Annotated in this window: 13 protein-coding genes and 1 pseudogene; 7 read left to right on the forward strand and 7 right to left on the reverse strand. The window is 53.4% G+C overall.

Annotated features, from left to right (window positions below; genetic code table 11):
* Positions 1-360: pseudogene (locus Q371_RS16840) on the reverse strand (hypothetical protein); the annotation flags it as partial.
* A 76-nt stretch (positions 361-436) separates the two neighbouring features.
* Here Q371_RS16840 and Q371_RS27115 point away from each other — a divergent pair.
* From Q371_RS27115 to Q371_RS16865, 3 genes are all read left to right on the forward strand, one after another.
* Complete coding sequence (locus tag Q371_RS27115; protein ID WP_157442770.1) at positions 437-802, forward strand: hypothetical protein; 366 nt, start codon at positions 437-439, stop codon at positions 800-802.
* Positions 803-1,095: 293 nt separating this feature from the next.
* Entirely contained in the window at positions 1,096-1,266 is a 171-nt protein-coding gene (locus Q371_RS28225) for an RNase A-like domain-containing protein (protein WP_169743877.1), read from the forward strand.
* A gap of 886 nt (positions 1,267-2,152) precedes the next feature.
* Positions 2,153-3,370, forward strand: a complete 1,218-nt coding sequence (locus Q371_RS16865) for a sugar efflux transporter (RefSeq protein WP_051964654.1) — start codon at positions 2,153-2,155, stop codon at positions 3,368-3,370.
* An 87-nt stretch (positions 3,371-3,457) separates the two neighbouring features.
* Here the strand turns inward: Q371_RS16865 and Q371_RS16870 are convergent, their stop codons facing one another.
* A complete protein-coding gene (locus Q371_RS16870) occupies positions 3,458-4,999 on the reverse strand; it encodes a catalase (RefSeq protein WP_034342422.1) in 1,542 nt (513 codons plus the stop codon).
* Between the two features lie 62 nt (positions 5,000-5,061).
* Entirely contained in the window at positions 5,062-5,505 is a 444-nt protein-coding gene (locus Q371_RS16875) for a Fur family transcriptional regulator (RefSeq protein WP_034342495.1), read from the reverse strand.
* Between the two features lie 912 nt (positions 5,506-6,417).
* On the opposite strand from Q371_RS16875, the gene Q371_RS16880 reads away from it, so the two are divergent.
* Entirely contained in the window at positions 6,418-6,828 is a 411-nt protein-coding gene (locus Q371_RS16880; protein ID WP_034342425.1) for a hypothetical protein, read from the forward strand.
* Between the two features lie 321 nt (positions 6,829-7,149).
* Positions 7,150-7,716 carry a DUF4142 domain-containing protein gene (locus tag Q371_RS25900; RefSeq protein ID WP_051964658.1) on the forward strand — a complete coding sequence of 189 codons (567 nt, stop codon included), beginning with the start codon at positions 7,150-7,152 and terminating at the stop codon, positions 7,714-7,716.
* A gap of 68 nt (positions 7,717-7,784) precedes the next feature.
* Here Q371_RS25900 and Q371_RS16895 read toward each other — a convergent pair whose 3' ends face one another.
* From Q371_RS16895 to Q371_RS16910, 4 genes are all read right to left on the reverse strand, one after another.
* A complete protein-coding gene (locus tag Q371_RS16895; RefSeq protein ID WP_034342431.1) occupies positions 7,785-9,143 on the reverse strand; it encodes an ammonium transporter in 1,359 nt (452 codons plus the stop codon).
* A gap of 281 nt (positions 9,144-9,424) precedes the next feature.
* The gene (locus tag Q371_RS16900) at positions 9,425-9,994 is read right to left on the reverse strand and encodes an endonuclease dU (RefSeq protein WP_034342435.1); all 570 of its coding nucleotides are present in this window, start codon (positions 9,992-9,994) and stop codon (positions 9,425-9,427) included.
* A gap of 10 nt (positions 9,995-10,004) precedes the next feature.
* Entirely contained in the window at positions 10,005-11,876 is a 1,872-nt protein-coding gene (locus Q371_RS25905; RefSeq protein ID WP_051964659.1) for a PAS domain-containing sensor histidine kinase, read from the reverse strand.
* A 423-nt stretch (positions 11,877-12,299) separates the two neighbouring features.
* Positions 12,300-13,325 carry a DUF4384 domain-containing protein gene (locus Q371_RS16910; protein ID WP_157442772.1) on the reverse strand — a complete coding sequence of 342 codons (1,026 nt, stop codon included), beginning with the start codon at positions 13,323-13,325 and terminating at the stop codon, positions 12,300-12,302.
* Between the two features lie 635 nt (positions 13,326-13,960).
* Between Q371_RS16910 and Q371_RS16915 the strand changes: the two genes are divergently transcribed.
* Both Q371_RS16915 and yicI read left to right on the forward strand, forming a co-directional pair.
* Positions 13,961-15,010 carry a LacI family DNA-binding transcriptional regulator gene (locus Q371_RS16915; RefSeq protein WP_034342437.1) on the forward strand — a complete coding sequence of 350 codons (1,050 nt, stop codon included), beginning with the start codon at positions 13,961-13,963 and terminating at the stop codon, positions 15,008-15,010.
* A 223-nt stretch (positions 15,011-15,233) separates the two neighbouring features.
* Complete coding sequence (gene yicI, locus Q371_RS16920; protein WP_034342440.1) at positions 15,234-17,492, forward strand: alpha-xylosidase; 2,259 nt, start codon at positions 15,234-15,236, stop codon at positions 17,490-17,492.
* The last annotated feature ends 13 nt before the right edge of the window (positions 17,493-17,505 follow it).

The following is a 17,505-nucleotide window of genomic DNA, read 5'->3' on the forward strand; positions in this document are numbered from 1 at the left end:
AGGCTGGAGGACAGCGAGCATCAAGATGTTGAGGGGTGTTTGACCCAGCTCCCAGTTCGTACGGTCGAGAATGAGGGTCAGAGGTTCATCGTGTGGGAGGTTGTCGAGCAGGTAAGGTGCGGTGTGGTGCTGACTGAGGGGATGGGTGGAAAAGAAGCGTTCGACGCGTCTGAGCTTGGACGTGTTTTGAGCTTCTCCGGGGAGACGGTCAGCAATGCTCTGCTGGATGACATGTTTGCCCTCCAGGAGGGATTGGAGCACCTGACCGAGGGTATCGAGGTGATTCTTGCGGTAGGGAAAGTGTTCCCTCAGCAAGTCAGTTAGGGTATGCTGGTTTTTGCCAGACAGGGCGTAACTCATAGCAGATTTACTGTACCAGTCTGGCTTTTTTACGCCTCAATCAAACTGTCGGGTACTGAGCGATGCTCCTGAATTCGTGTTTGATGAACACGACCTTCCAGACAAGCAGCAGATCCTCGAATATTTCAAGCAAGGTCGCCAAATCATGCCCGGATTGATGATGGGACCCGTCACAGACATGATCGATCAGGAAAACACCGAAGTGATGGCTCTGAACGGCTTCTATACAGATGGTGTTTTTGTCTGGTGTCTGGATGTACCCTTTCATTTTAGGGCACACAACACTGCATTGCCCGAAATTCTTTTGAACCACATCAGAAGCTCGCAATACAAAGTACCAGAGCTGGATTCCGCACAACTTGACCTCATTGAGCATCAATACAGGGAAGAGATCAATGTGATTCTCGTGCATTCAAAAAAACACGAAAGCCCTTGCCAATAAGGCCCAAAGAGCAAAGCTCTGGAGTACATCACCATCCCTGAACAGCCTTTCTACGTCACTCAACCCAAACCCGAGGACCACCCAGACCGCAGTGACACTGAAGGTTGGGGAAAACTCAAGCAGGCCGATGGAACTCTGGGTGAGGTCAAGTACGTCAACACCATCCAAGAAGCAAGAACGATGTACAATCTGGAGGTTCAGGAAACCCACCCTTCTACGGTGGAACCCAGGGCTGGTTGGTACATAATGCAAAATGCAACCCCCTACAGCTTCATGAAAACGTAGGAGGACATTTGATTGAGCGGCACGTAGGCAGGACTCCCAATCAACTCTTTGATAGGATTCGTGCCAGTATAAAGCCAAACGGGCAATATAAGTTAAACACAACTTCTAGTTTTCTTGATCAACAGACCACACAGGCAGCTGTTGACCATATATTAAACGAGCCTAGTAATATTCAGTAAATTAATTCCTAGATAAATAGTGAATCGAATGTAAATTTAGTTCTCAAGTATCCAAGCAGATCAGGAGAAATGATCGGCTATGGCGTAAAGAGTGACGGCACTATGTTCCAGATCACAATGGCGCAGATAATCCTCAAGAAAGATGGAATTGGAAGTTGGTATATTCTCACTGATTACCCAACTCCTTAAAGAAAAATATTAGAATCAAATATAAGCGTTTTCTTGTTAATACTCTTGGTGGGGCATTCTATGATAGAGATGAAGATTTTGATGAAATTATTGGCGAGATAAAGACCTATGAAAAGAATATTGGTGATAAAATATTGGTGATAATTTCTCAGTATGATAACCAAGCGGACCATTACGAGATAAGAAATATTATTCAAGAGTATGTCAATTATAACTTCTCCGATGAATTTGAAGATCCTATTCAATGGTTGATTTATTTAGCTGAACTGCTTAATAAGTAATAAAGTGTATGGTTGGCTCTCCCGGTGCAGGGAGAGCTTTCATTTTGCCATAGCTGACGAATCAGCCGACCTCCAACCGATGATCTCACCCGAGCAGGAATGATCTCAGCCGACCAGAGGTGCAATTCCCTACGAATTTCCTCATTCATGACAAACAAACCCAATTCAGGGAGCAAATTTGAAACGAGAGCCTTTCTTCTATACCCCACCTCCATCACACCCCGACTTTCCCCCTCCAAATACACAAACGTCACAAAATCCCTCTCTTGAACCTTTGCAAATTTCATCCAGAGCTTCCTGCGCTGTTCCATCCACACGAAAACCTAGGTTTCTGTCCGTTTTCAAAACTTTCCCCAGTTACCATGAACCATGGTCATGCAAGCGTTTTCACTGTTTTTGCTGGGTGTGTATCCAGCATGAAATTCTTCAGCACACTCAAATCCCTGTTTCAAATTCCCGGTTATGGCGGTTTCAGTGCAGCCCTGATGATGTTCGGGATTGCCTACTCTTACGTGTTGCCTTACACCTCGCTTTTTGCGATCACCGAAGCCAAAATGAGCACCCGAGAACTCGGGATTTTCCTGACTTTGATGTCGGTGTCCAGCATCGTGATCAGCACTTACCTTGCGAGGGTGTCAGACCGAGGCAGCAACCGCAAGTGGATTTTGATGTTCGGCTTGCTTGCTTCTGCTGCGGGTTACTTGCTGTTCAGTGAAGTTCGCAATTTTTACCTGCTGGTCCTGATCGCTTGCACCTTGCTGGCGGTGGGTTCATCGGCTTTCCCTCAGCTTTTTGCTTTTGCAAGGACCCGACTCCAAGAGCAAGAGGTTGAGAAACCCGAGTTGGCCATCAGCACCCTGCGCACGTTTTTCTCTCTGGCGTGGGTGATTGGGCCTGCCACTGGAGCTTTGCTGCTGGGGGCTTTCGGGTTTCCGTGGCTGTACCGGGTTGCAGCTGCCTGCGCCATTGCTGCTGCTTTGATCGTGCTGCAATTCAAGACCACGCAGGCCAGAAACCAGAGCCAGACCCCTGTGCAACCGCTCGGGACGGTCCTGAGAAATCCCACGGTGGCTGCCATTTTTGGAGGGTTCACCTTGCTCAGTGTGGCTGGGGCACTCAGTCAGATTGCCTTGCCCCTCAGGGTGGTGAAGGACTTGCAGGGCTCTGAAACGCAGGTGGGTTTGCTGTTCAGCCTTGCTGCTGGATTGGAGATTCCTTTCATGGTGTTTTTTGGGGCGATTGCTTCCAGGTTGCCCAAAAGCCGTCTGATACTGGCGGCTGCGGTGCTGCAAGGGGTGTACTTTCTGGTGATCGGTCAGGCCACTGAAATCTGGCAGTTGTTCCCGGCGCAAATCCTGACTGCTCTGGTGGTGTCGATCACCATGGGACTGGGGATCAGTTACTTTCAGGACCTGCTGCCCGAGGCTCCCGGCCTTGCCACCACCCTGAATGCCAACAGCAGTCGGATGGGTTCGATCCTGAGTGGGTTGCTGTTTGGGACTCTGGGCAGTGTGCTCAGCCACGCACAGTTGTTTCTGGTGTGCATGGGGATGTGCTGGCTGTGCGCTGTGTTGTTGTTCTTTTTTGGCCGAGAAAAGCACCTGCAGGCTTACCACAAAGCCAGACTGTCTTGAAGTCTCAGGTCTTGCAGGCAACAAAAACAGCCAGAGGTTTTCTCTGGCTGTTTGCTTGCTGTGTTGAAATGCTTTAAAAGACAGGATTCAAACGGAAGCGACTTCTTTGAAGGCTTCGTCATCGAGGGTGGCTTGCACCCGCTCGTCCTGAGACAGTTTGGACAGTTCAATCACGCGGTTCAGATCGAGGTTCAGACCCTTGGCGACTCGGGTGCCGTAGTCCTCATCCACGAGGTAGAACAGGGCAGACTGGCGGTATTGCAGGCGTTTGATGGCTCCACCCAGCGCACCCACAATGTTCTCGATGAGTTGTTCACGCTTGTCTTCGGTCATGACTTCGCGGTACAGGATGCCGGGTTGCTCGAAGTCGGAGTTGGGGTGGGTGTACTCCTGACGCCCCATGTTGCCGATCATGGCCAGTTGGGGCACGGAGATGTCTGCTTTGACCTGAGGACCAGAGAAGGTGTTGGGGTAGTAGTTGGGGCTGCGTCCACCGTTGTTGCCGGTCATCATGGCCCCGTCACGCTGGTAGTTTTGCACACTGGTGCTCTTGGGGTTGTTGACGGGAATCAGGTGGTGGTTGGCCCCGAGGCGGTGGCGGTGGGTGTCTGCGTAGCTGAACAGGCGGCCTTGCAGCATCTTGTCAAAGCTGGGTCCGATGCCGGGCACCAAGTTGCTGGGGGCAAAAGCACTCTGTTCGGTCTCTGCAAAGTAATTTTCGGGGTTGCGGTTCAGGGTGAGGGTGCCCACGGGAATCAGGGGGAAGTCCTTCTGGCTGACCGTTTTGGTGACATCGAAGATGTCGTATTTGTAGTTGCGGGCCTCGTCTGGAGTGATGATCTGCACGAACACATCCCACACAGGGAAGTTGCCGTTTTCGATGTTATCGAACAGGTCGCGGGTGGCGTGGTCGGCATCCACGGCTTTCAGGCGGTCAGCTTCAGAGGCGTGCATGGTTTTGAAACCGCCTCTGGCCTTGAAGTGGTACTTGACCCACACGTAGTTGCTGGCATCGGTGTACCACATGAAGGTGTGGCTGCCGAAACCGTGCATTTCACGGTAGTTGGCTGGCGTTCCGCGGTCAGAGAACAGGATGGTGACCTGGTGGAGGCTCTCGGGGTGCAGGCTCCAGAAGTCCCACATCATGTTGGGGCTTTTCAGGTTGGTGCGGGGATCGCGCTTCTGGGTGTGAATGAAATCGGGGAATTTCAGGGGGTCACGGATGAAAAACACCGGGGTGTTGTTGCCCACCAGATCGTAGTTGCCCTCTTCGGTGTAGAACTTGAGTGCAAAGCCCCGAGGGTCACGCTCGGTGTCGGCACTGCCGCGTTCTCCTCCCACGGTGGAGAAACGCAGGAACACTTCGGTTTGCTTGCCGATTTCAGAAAGGAATTTGGCGCGGGTGTACTGGGTCACATCATGGGTGACTTCGAAGACCCCGTAGGCTCCGGCACCTTTGGCGTGCACGCGGCGCTCGGGGATCACTTCGCGGTCAAAGTGGGCCATTTTGTCAATGAAATGCACGTCTTGGAGCAAACTGGGGCCGGGCCAACCTGCGGTCTGGGTGTGGGTGTCGTTCTCAACTGGGGCACCATTGCTGGTGGTCATGGGTTTTTGATCGTCTGCCATCGTGCCCAACAGTCTAACACAAAACCATAATCATTATGAATATGAATAAAGTGCAGGCACAATCAGGCCGATTCCAGAGTTTCCTGCCCCTGACACTGGTTGCACAGGCCATCCAGATCCAACTGCACTTTGGAAACCTGCCACCCTTCCGCCTGCCCCAGAGCAGAAAGGCTGCCCAGCAAAGCCTCTGGCACTTCGATGTCCAGAATCCGGCCACAGGATGTGCAGTGCAAATGGTGGTGCACCCCGAGGTTGGCATCGTATCTGGAGGTGCCCTCCGAATCCACAAATTTGCGGATCAGACCGGCCTCTGAAAGCACCTGAAGGTTCTGGTACAACGTGGCAATGCTGATGGGACGCCCTTGCGCCTTGAAAGCGTCCAGCAATTCATAAGGGGTGGGATGGGTGCCACACGCTTGCAGATGTGCCAGAAGTGCCTTGCGCGGTGCACTCGGGCGGAGGCCACAGGCACTGAGTTTTCTGGCAATCTGTGAAAGGTCTTCCATAAAGTTTGATTGTACCAGACTCTGGAAACTGCAGGTGAAAGCCATCTGACCCACTTGCAGGGTAAGCACAAAGTCTGACTTTTGGCAGGTCACTTGAAAAAGCGTTCAGCGATCAGCCCTCAGCTTTCAGCAAAAAGCCCACCAAAAGGCTTTTGCAAACAGCAAAACAAAAAGCCACAAACGGAAAGCCACTCAGACTTTCCGTTCAAAAGGCAGCCAGAAAACTGTCCTGATTGCTGACGGCTGATCGCTGACGGCTGATGGCTCTCTCTGTTGGCATGGCCTGACAGTGACTTTGCGCTGACCCTGCATCTTCAAATCCAAGCGTTGGAAAAACACCAGATCGAATCGGCAAGTCAACACTGAAAACATTGTGGACAAAAACCACACATCAAGGACGAAACCACAAATGGGCCTGCTGCTCAGATCAACATGGCACATCGGGATGTTGTTTCAAGTTGTGAATGCGGTTCACTTGTGTGTCTTTTCCAGAGCAACTGGGTGAGCCCGGAACCAACACATCAATGGTTGTGCACCCAAACATTCAACCACAAAACACATCTTTTTGCCTGATCAAAATCAAACTCAACTTGTCAAGTCAACTTGCTGAAATCAAGCTGAAGACAGACTGATTTTAACTGTCTGGGATTTGATCTTGTAACCAAGTTCTTTACGATGCTTATCCAATCCATTCAACATGTTCTTGGGCTGTGGTTTTGAGAAAAATCACATGTCAGCCAAGAAAAAACCACCCCACAAAATCTTTTCACTCAGTTTCACTACAGCCAAGACGGGCCTCTTTTCACTTTAAAGTGCTTCCAAAAGCAAATATTCAAATGTTTCTGGTGATCTTCTTACACCATTTGACCTGTATCATTGATTTATAATTTTCGACCTGTTATCCTACACAACATGAAGCTACAAAAACTCAGTGAAGCCGTCAGTGGTCTGAATCATCCTCAACGCAGCGATCAGTTTGTTCGTGCATTTCGCAATGCTGTCCGCGATGAAATCTTTGATGCCGCAGAAATCGAAGGCCGATTCGAGTTGCCCAAAGAGTACAGCCGTCGCAGCAGTGGCGAAACCTACAAACGCCAGGCCAAAGAAATGATCTTTGAAGTCACCCCCGCTTACCAGAAATGGTACGAGGAAGTCATTCAGGACCTGAATTCCACCAAACGCCAGAAACGGGTCAAACCCACCCTCGAAGCATATGCAGCAGGCACCCTCGACTTCAAAGCCGCAGCCGCTGCCACCCGAGAAAAAATGAAGGCCAGCGAGCAAAAAGGCAAGAAGCTGGGCTCCAGCCGCAAGAAGAAATAAGCCTCCTCTGGCTGAAACCTCCTCTTCAATCCAGAGGAGGTTTTTTGTGGTCAAATCAACAGGACAATCTTCACATCACATGGCTGTTCGCAAAGAACAACTCAAATTGTCAAATCAGCTTTCGGAATCCATCATCATCTGACCCTGTTCTCAAAACCCACTTGACCTTTCATGACCCATGCGTCTTCTCTGATTCCATTCAGGTTTTCCAGACGGATGCTCACTTTGTCCTGTAACAATCTGTACATCCCTGCATCCCATCTGGTGTCAGCATGTCCTCGACAGACGGCTTGCCAAAACCGTCTGGAAAGGATGGTGAACATGCTTCGCACGAAGAAGTTTCTGCTGGTGATGACCACTTTGATGGGCACTGCTGTGGGGATGGCTCAAACCGATCCTGCTGCCCAGAGCACACCTCCCACCACAACCAATTTGCGGGTTCCCTTGCTGGACAAAGAACTGATTTTTTCTGACAAGCATTTTGTGACCATGCTGGCGCAAGGCAATGCTTACGAACTTGCTGCTGCTCAGATTGCTCTGGCCAAATCCAGTCGTTCTGAGGTGCAAACCTATGCCCAGATCATGGTCAGTGACCACACCCAAATGGGGGCCATGCTGCAAGCAACCGTGCAGCAGATTGATCCTGCTTTTCCGATTCCCAATGCTCCCAGCCCAAAACACCAGAGGATGCTGGAAGAGTTGAGTGCAGCCACCACCAACTTCGATGTGGTGTACAAAGCCCAGATGCTGATGAGCCACGCAGAGACCCTGAATTTGCTGCAAAGCTTCCAGATGAACGGCTATGGACATCCATTGCTCAAAGCCCTTGCACAAACGGCTGAGCCTGTGGTGACCATGCACCTGCAAATGGCCCAACTCCTGCCCTGAACCACCCACAAACAAAATAGGCGAAACCTCTGGGATTTCGCCTGTTTTGTTTGAAGCTCTGGTTTGGATCAGTCTCCGGGCACCACCACAGGGGCAGCCAGAGCTGGGGTTTTGTCTTCGCTGTAGGCTTCTTGAGCGTGTTCGGAGAGGTCCAGACCAGCCGTTTCATAAGATGGGGCGACCCGCACCCGGAAAGCAGCATCAAGCAGTTTCATGACCAGCCAAGTTCCAAGGCCTGAAAATACGGCTGCAGCCACCACCGAGAGGGCCTGAATCCCGAGCTGCGCCCAGTTGCCATCGATCACGCCAGAGTAGGCACCGTTGACCGCTCTGGAGGCGAACACCCCAGTCAAGAGTGCACCGACTGCACCTCCAACCGCATGGCAGGCGAACACGTCCAGAGCATCATCTGCTTTAAAGCGGGATTTGAGTTGCAGTGTCCAGTAAGAAGCGGAAGCAGCGATCAGACCGATCAGGATGGCCCACATGGGACCGACAAAGCCTGCAGCTGGGGTGATGGCGACCAGCCCGACCACAGAGCCTGTGGCTGCACCAATGGCACTGGGTTTTTGACCCCGCATGGCTTCCCAGAGCACCCATCCCAGCATGGCTGCAGATGCTGCAGTGGAGGTGGTGATGAAGGCCAAGGAAGCACTGCCGTTGGCTCCAAGTGCGGAACCTGCATTGAAGCCAAACCAGCCAAACCACAGCAATCCTGCTCCCAGCAGGACGTAAGGCACGTTGTGAGGGAGGCCTTGCCGTTTGGTGGTTTTCATGCGTTCGCCCAGCACCGATGCGGCCACCAGTGCAGCCACGCCAGCAGAAATGTGAACCACCGTTCCCCCTGCGAAGTCCAGAGCGCCCAGTTTGTACAGCCACCCTGAGGGGTCCCAGACCCAGTGGGCCAGAGGGGCATACACCAGCAGGCTCCACAGGGAAACAAAGAACAAGAACATTGGAAATTTCATGCGGTCGATCAATGCTCCGCTGATCAGGGCAGCAGTGATGATCGCAAACATCCCCTGAAACATCACAAACAGCAGCTTGGGTATGGCATTTCCCTTGGACGCTTCAAAAGTGCCGGTGAGGGTCTCTGGCCCAATGCCTTTCAGGAAAAGGTTGCTCAGGCTGCCCACCCATCCGCCCGAGGAGACATCTCCAAAAGCAAGGCTGTAGCCCAGCACAACCCACAAGACCCCCACCACACCGATGGTGCCAAACCCCATCATCAGGGTGTTGAGGACGCTTCGGGCACGGGTGAGCCCACCGTAAAAGAATGCCACGCCGGGGGTCATCAGCATCACCAGAGCGGTGGAGGCCAGCATCCATGCGGTGTCTCCGCGGTTGAGTTCGAGGGGGACGGTTTGCTGTGCGTGTGCCACCGACAAAAGAAACAGGATGAACATCAGGCTGTGCTTCCGGTTCATGGTTGCCTCCTGCGCTGCCTGCGGGCAGCAAATCACCACCAGAGGAGGGTCTCCCCTCCTGCTTTGACTGTTTTGGATGTTTCAGACAGACAGCAAGAACCCCTTTGTTTTCCAGCAAACCGCTTGCAGGATTCTTGCTGTCAGGATAACAGAAAAGCAAACCTTGTCAAGTTATTTTTTTGTTTTTTGATAAATTACTTTTTTGTAACAGCAAAAACTTCGCCTTGATCGTATTTTTTAAATTTTCTGAATTTTGATCTTCGAAACTTTTTTCTGAAATTTTAAGGTCTTGCCCTGCTCTGACCTCTGGCCACTCCTCCAGCAATCAGGTGGGCTGCCCTGAGGGGTTCTGGGATGTTGGAAGAAAAGGCAAACTTGCGAACCACCTGTTCGGCCTGCTCCAAGGTCAAACCTGCGCGTTGCACATGAACCCCTGCCACAGCCTCCATTTCTCCAGCCTGTTCGATCAACTTCCATTTGCGTGCCCCTCCGGGCACTCGGGTCAGCAAAGCATCCCGGATCCTGTCCATGTTGGGTTTGCGTCTGGACACCACCAGCACAGGACGCTCCAGATCGGCACTCAGACGGTGGATGTCAATCACATTGAAACCACCCAGCGCAATCCCTTGAAGGAAAATCAACTGGGTGTGCTCATGGAATTTGGATTGCTGGACCAGTTGGGTCAGCACACGGGTGCTGTTGGTGCCGTCTCGACGGACTCTGGCGCTCAAGACCCCTTGCAGCACATTTCCGGCATACACGGTGCCCACAATGGGGATGTCGCCCCTGTGGGCAGGATCGAAGGGAAAATCATCAAAGCCCATCGCATGGGAAAATCGGGATTCGCGCATCACGGGTCCTTCAGTGCTGGATGGGGAGGCGCACGTGCACGGTGGTTCCCTTGTCCAGCTCACTTTCCAGCCAGATCTGGCCTTTGTGGTGCTCCACAATCCATTGGGCAATTGGAAGCCCGAGGCCGGTCCCTCCGGGGTCTTCGCTGCGGTGGCGGCTCTGGTCGGCACGGTAAAACCGCTCAAACACCCGCCCGAGGTCTTCTTTACCGATGCCTTGCCCTTGATCCTGCACCCGCAAGTGAACCTGCCCATCATCGTGGGTCAGGGAAAGGGAGATGGAGGTGCCTGCAGGGCTGTACTTCACCGCATTTTCCAGCAGGATCAGGACCAGTTGCTTGAGGCGGTCCCGGTCTCCCACTGTGGAGATCGGCTCCATGCCCTTGACCACAAAACCATGGCTGGGGTTGATGCGTTCCATTTCACGCCAAGCATTGAGCACGATCTGGTCCAGTTCAATTTCCTCTTGCCGCATGGTGGCACCACTGTCTCCACGGGCAAGGGTCAGCATGTCATGCACCAGTCTGCCCAGCCTTGTGGCTTCACGGCGCACATCGGCAAGGATGTCCCAGTGGTCCTCTGGTGGAATGTCGCGGTGGCGGAACAAGATGTCCAGATTGCCCTGAATGCTGGTGAGGGGGGTTCGCAGTTCGTGGGCCGCATCGGCCACAAAACGCTTCTGGGCTTGCATCATTTGCTCCATGGCGTCTTCGGTGACTTTGCGGTCGTGGATGTCGATGCAGGCCCCCACAAACCCGAGATACGTTCCATCCGGGGCAAAACGCGGCATGCCCCGATCCACAATCCAGCGGTATGTCCCATCAAAACGCCTGAGTCGGAATTGAAGTTCAAAGGGCCGTCTTTCTTCAGCATGCTGGAGGAAAGCCCTCTGGCAGGCTTCGCGGTCATCAGGGTGGATGCCTTCAAGCCAGTTTCCTCCCAGTTCTGCTTCGCTGCTGCGCCCACGGAATTCCAGCCATTGTTTGCTGAAATAGGTGGTGTCTCCCGTTTCTGAGGACATCCAGATCATCACCGGAGCGGTGTCTGCCAGCTGACGGAACCGGCTTTCGCTTTCCTGCAAGGCCCGTTCTGCCCGTTTGCGTTCACTGATGTCCATCACGGTGCATCCCACCCCGAGCATGTCCCCAGACGGGGTTCTGACCGGAAAATAATTGGCCAGCCACCAACTGTCTGGAATGATCTGGGTGTTCACTTCCACATTCAGCAAAGGTTCTCCGGTCTCCAGCACTTTGCGAAAAAAGAAATCGGCCTGCCCATCGTAATTGTCGTACAGTTCGCCCAGCGTTTTGCCGAGGTGCTCCTGAACCGAATGACGGTTGTACCCAGCCAGTTTCTGGTTGATCAGCAAAAACCGCAACTGGTGGTTCATCAGGGCCATGCCAATCGGCGCATTGTCCATGATGGCTTGCAGTTGCGCGAGGATGTTCTCGTGGGCTTTCTGAAAGTTGGGTTGCCTTTCCAGCAACTCCAGCAGTTCATCTTGCAGCAATTCCAGCAAAGCTGCCACCCCCACCCAGAGCTCTTCTGAAGGGCAAGGCAGGTACACTTTGCCTCGGGTCACCAAGGCAGCATGGTGCAACTCCAGTGTCCGTGTGTGCTCTGGAAAGAGGATCTGGGATGTCAAGGGAAGATCAAAACAAGGGGGACACACACCAGCTTTGCCCACCACCACTTCTGTTGTGCCCTGCTGATGGGTGAGCACCACCCAGCACACCCCCTGCAAAGATTCCAGCAACTGGTGCAAGAGGGTTGCTGCTTCATCGGGTCCTTGTGCCCTCTGGATGGCATGGGCACAATCCCGGACCTGCGGCAAGACCTGCGCAAGCATGGAACCACTGACGGCTGGAGGAGAAAAGGCCATTTGCTTCAGTGTAAAAGAAAACCGATGCCCCCTGAGCGTTTCTTCAGCCCCAATTCAGGCAGCATTGTCCAACAGTGACAAAAAAGCCTGAACACTCTGGAGCATGTACCCTGCCAGAACACGTTTGAAAACAACGTTTGACCCATCTCCTTTTGAACCAAATTGTTTCTGAATCGAGAAATTGCATTTGGTTCTGTGCTGGTCAAACCTTTCGATATGACATTACATGTCGTACACTGAAAGGGACGCTCAGGAGTGTGCCGTCAAAAATATCACCCTCTGGACCAACCAGAGGGCTTTTTGTTGGCTTTCTCCCCCACTCAACTGCTCGTGGTGGTCGGACAGGAGTCAAAGAAAACACCCCTCACATGTTGAGGGGTGTTTTTGAGGTTCTGGAAGCTTCTTTTCAAGGAACCCGAGGATTTATCGGCGTTTGAGGTTCACGTAAAGCGTTTTGCTGTTGTTGAGGGTCACATAAGCAGCGAAGTTGGTGTAACCCTGAGCCACCACAGACACTTTGTACTCGCGGTTCTTGGTCAGGCTGGTGGTGAATTTACCAGTGTTGGTGGCTCCCACATACTGGCCGTTCATGTAAATCTTGGCGTTTTTGACGTTGAGCACCAGATTCAGGTTGGCTTTGGTGGTAGGGGCCTGACGCAGGTTCACGGTCAGGTTGATGCGCTTATCTGCCCTCACAGTGAGGGGAGCAGAGTACGTGACGTACCCAGAGGCCACCACTTTCAGTTGGTAGGTGCCAGGGGCAAGGTTGGCAATGGTGGTGCCAGCATCTCCGACCACACGACCATTCAGGTACACCTTGGCGTTTTTGACGTTGGTTGTGACGCTCAGCTCACCCACTTCCTGCACGGAGGCTTTGGTGCGGTACACCACAGTGCTGCTGTTCCACGAGTTGTCGGGAATGCTGTTCAGGACGCCACTGACTTCTCGGGCAAAGGCATCCTGTCCGCCACCAGAGTACACTGCGAACACGGCATTGTTTTTGATGTCCAGAATGTCGGTGAAGTCGAGGGGATCACGGCTGGCCACCCCGAACACTTTGCTCACCCCGAGGTCCTTGTCGGTTTCGAAGGTGTAAGGGTCATCGGCTCTGGGGAGGGTGATGGTCTGGCCCCCCTGCACAAAATTGTCATTGGCGTATTCGTTGGGGAAAATCTGGGTGATGTTGCCTGCCACGTCCACACTGAACAGGTAAAGGTAGGCGTCTTCGTTGACGCTGGCTTTGATCTGCACTTTTTCGCCAGGAACGTAAGTGGCATATCCAGAATTGTCGGCGGCTTTGTTCAGCCAGATGTTCACGTCCAGAGAGGTCTGGATGGGGTTCACAATGATGCGTTGAGGACTGATTTGAGGGGCAGCCATGGCAACGGTGCCGAGGGTTCCAAAAAGCATCAGTCCAGTCAGGACGTGTTTCATGTTGATGTGTTTCATGTTTCTGCCTTCCTTCTGGTTCTGTGGCCGGGCAAAGTTTGGATTTCTGAAAGCATCCAGCCAGAACCGTGGGTTGAAGATGCTGTCATCTTCCACCTTGCAGATGTGTCCACCATCATAAACCTGCGGCTTTTTCTTTAAGGGACGTTTATTTTTGATCTTTAATCAGACTTCATGAAAAAACCTTCATGGGGCTTTTGATTTGATCAGCTTCAATGGTGTCAATCCACACAGAAACCAAACCAGCCACTTTATTTGAATCAATGAAAACAGAGAGGCTGGTGTTTTATTTCCATGCCTCTTGAGATGAGCAAATCAATGCACAGAAAAAACATGGGTCTTCAAAATAAAAGGAGGCATCGATCAGCAATCAACCCATCTGGAAACGCAAGGTTAAAAAAACTTTACACATCTGAAATTTCAGAAGTTTTCAGGGATCCAGCCTATATTGATGGGGTTTGTGCTTGAAAAGGCCACAAAAGATGTACAGCACAAGCCTTGCAAACGCTTGTCGGGTTCAACACAGGTTATGCTGTAAAGTAAAGTTCAGTAAACAAGACCTTTTTCTGGTGGCAAGCTCCGCCCAGAGCACCCTCAGCAACAGGTCAAATTCTCCGAAAGCAGGAACCGGTACCATGCCCAAAACATCCAGCAAAACCCCCGGAAAGTACGCCACCATTCAGGATGTGGCAGCACGGGCAGGCGTTTCACCTTCCACTGTTTCTTATGTGCTGAGTGGAAAACGCTCCATCAGTGAAAGCACCCGGCAGAAAGTCCTGCAAACCATTGAAGAGATGAATTACACTGCCAGCAGCCTCGGGCAACGCATGCGGCAGGGGAAAACCCAGAGCATCGGGGTGGCCAGTCCTGCACTGCGGGCCAACGACTGGAGCTTGCCTGAGTTTTTCGGTTCGATTGCCGGGGCAGCAGGCGCACACGATTACACTGCGGGCTTTTTTGTGGACCGCACCCCCCAGCAACTGGTGGAACTTGGAAAAAGCCGTTTTGTGGATGGGTTTTTGCTGATCGACACCACCGCAGAAGACCCCCGAGTGGAGGCCCTGAAAAACGCAGGCATCCCTTTCGTGGTGATCGGACGGGTGCAGGACAACACCGGCATCCACTTTGTGGACTTTGAATTTGAGCAGGTGATGCAGGCCGCTTTTCAGCACCTTCAGGACCTCGGGCACCGCAAGATCGCTTACCACCGTCTGCCAGACCGCACCGCTGAAGACATCAACAACGGCTTTTACATTCAGGACAGTTTTGCACGGGCCAAAGAAGCTTTCCCTCTGGAAGTGATTGAGCAAACCGTCCCAATGTACCGCGATGAAGCGTTCACAGCCACCCTGGAACTGCTGGACCAGCATCCCGATGTGACCGCCATCATCACCCACAACCACATTGAGACCCTGCACGCCCTGCATGAACGCCATGTGCGCGTCCCAGAGGAGGTTTCGGTGATTGGCATCACCACTGCGGTGGCCGCAGAAGGCTGCATTCCCTCGCTCAGCAGTGTGGATGTGCCGATTTCGGTGATGACCAAACTGGCCGTGGATCAACTGATTCGCATCATCAACGGAGAGGCCCCTCTGGAGAATGTGGTCATGCCTGCCCGTTTGATTCCGCGCAAGAGCACCGCAGCACCGATGCCCAGCAAGTTGATGGCTGTGGTTCAGAATTGAACTGGGTCTGTTCAGGGCACAAGGGTTCGGCATGGCCCTTGACAATCGAATCGATTCGATCTTAACATGGAACCAACCCAAAACCACCTGCATGCCCTTTGCTGGACGTGCCAAGCCCTGATTCTGCCCGTTCGGGATGGAGGCGCACCCTGAAATTCGAATCGATTCAATTCAACCCCCTCTCCTCCCTCCACCCCTTCCCTTCCCACCCCCCGAGGTTCAGATGAAATTCACCGATGGAAACTGGCTTTTGCAGCCAGGCGTCAAAGCCAACTACCCTGCCGAAGTGTTTGAAGCCCAAGCACAGAACGGCGAACTGGAGCTTTACGTCCCCACCCGCCACATCCGTCACCGTGGAGACACATTGGAAGGTCCGGTGCTCACCGTCCGGGTTTCATCCCCCATGCAAGACGTGCTCAGGGTGCGCGTCAGCCACTTTGAGGGACTGCATCCCAGAACCCCCGACTTCCCCATTTTTGAAAGCAGTGATGTGCCCGAGATCCATCTGGATGAGGATTTTGCCACGGTGACCTCGGGTCAACTGACCGCCCGGATCCACCGCAAAAACTACAGTCTGGAATTCGTGGCCGGGGGGGAAGTCATCACCCGCAGTCCGTCCAGAGGAACGGGTTACATCCGCAGCGATCAGCATGGCACCTTTGTCCATGAGCAACTGACCCTTGGGGTTGGCGAAAACGTTTACGGGCTGGGGGAGCGTTTCACCTCTTTCGTGAAAAACGGCCAGAATGTGGAGGTCTGGAATCGGGACGGTGGAACCGGCAGCGATCAGGCCTACAAGAACGTGCCGTTTTACCTGACCAACAAAGGCTACGGGGTGTTCGTGCGCCAACCCGAGCAGGTGTCTTTCGAGGTCGCAACAGAGAAAGTCTCCCGTGTGCAGTTCAGTGTGGCTGGAGAAAGCCTCGAATACTACGTGATTTATGGCCCCACGCCCAAAGAGATCCTGCAAAAATACACCACCCTGACCGGAAAACCGGCCTTGCCCCCCGCATGGAGTTTCGGGCTCTGGCTCACCACCTCTTTTACCACCAGTTACGACGAGAACACCGTCAACAGCTTTCTGGACGGCATGCAGGAAAGAAACCTTCCCCTGTCGGTGTTCCACTTTGACTGCTTCTGGATGAAAGCCTTCCGCTGGTGCGATTTCGAGTGGGACAGCGAGGTCTTCCCTGACCCCGAGGGCATGCTGGACCGCCTGCATGGACGTGGCCTGAAAGTCTGCGTGTGGATCAACCCTTACATTGCTCAGCGTTCTTCTCTGTTCAGGGAAGCCGCTGAAAAAGGGTACCTGCTGAAACGCAAAGACGGCAGCGTGTGGCAATGGGACCTCTGGCAACCCGGCATGGGCATCGTGGATTTCACCAACCCTGCCGCCTGCGAGTGGTTTGCCGGACACATGAAACGCCTCAGCAAAATGGGGGTGGACAGCTTCAAAACCGACTTTGGAGAGCGCATTCCCACTGAAGACGTGCAGTGGTTTGACGGCTCAGATCCCCAGAGGATGCACAACTTCTACCCTTACCTGTACAACAAGGTGGTTTTTGAAGCCCTGCAAGAGGAAACCGGTGAAGCGGCCCTGTTTGCCCGCTCTGCCACCGCTGGATGCCAGCAATTCCCGGTGCACTGGGGCGGAGACTGCGATTCCACCTTCGAAAGCATGGCCGAAAGCCTGCGTGGTGGTCTGTCCCTGACCCTCTCGGGGTTCGGGTACTGGAGCCACGACATTGGCGGCTTTGAAGGGATGCCTCCGGCAGAACTTTACAAGCGCTGGACCGCTTTTGGCTTGATGAGTTCGCACAGCCGTTTGCACGGGTCCACCTCTTACCGGGTGCCTTGGCTCTTTGATGAGGAGTCGGTGGATGTGCTCCGTCACTTCTCGTACCTGAAAAACCGCCTGATGCCTTACCTGTTCCAGCAGGCCGTGCACACCCACCAGACCGGCATTCCCATGATGCGGGCCATGCTGCTGGAGTTCCCCGAGGATCCCGCCTGCCACATGCTGGACCGCCAGTACATGCTGGGGGATTCGCTGCTGGTGGCCCCGGTGTTCAGCAAGGACAACCTTGCTGAATATTACGTTCCAGAGGGCACCTGGACCGATCTGTTCACAGGCTTGCCTGTGGAAGGGGGCCGCTGGGTGCGGGAGCAGTACGGCTTTCTGAGCATGCCCCTGCTGGTCAAACCCGGCAGTTTGCTGGTGACTGGAAGCACCGAGGCCCGGGCAGAATACGACTACGGGGAGGATGCCGTGATCACCATTTACCAGCTCAGGGACGGAGAAACCGCCAGAGTGACCGTTCCCACCCTCTCGGGTGAAGTGGATTACACCCTGACCGTGACCCGCGTGGGAGATGCCTATCAGGTGCAGCAATCGGGCAACCTGCGTCCTTACGAACTGAAAGTGGCGGGCCAGAGTGGGCCTGTCAAGGTGCTTCCTGCTTCTGAAGTGGTGGTGCTCTGATTTTCGGGCCGGG

The organism is Deinococcus misasensis DSM 22328, assembly GCF_000745915.1.
Classification (GTDB): Bacteria; Deinococcota; Deinococci; order Deinococcales; family Deinococcaceae; genus Deinococcus_C; species Deinococcus_C misasensis.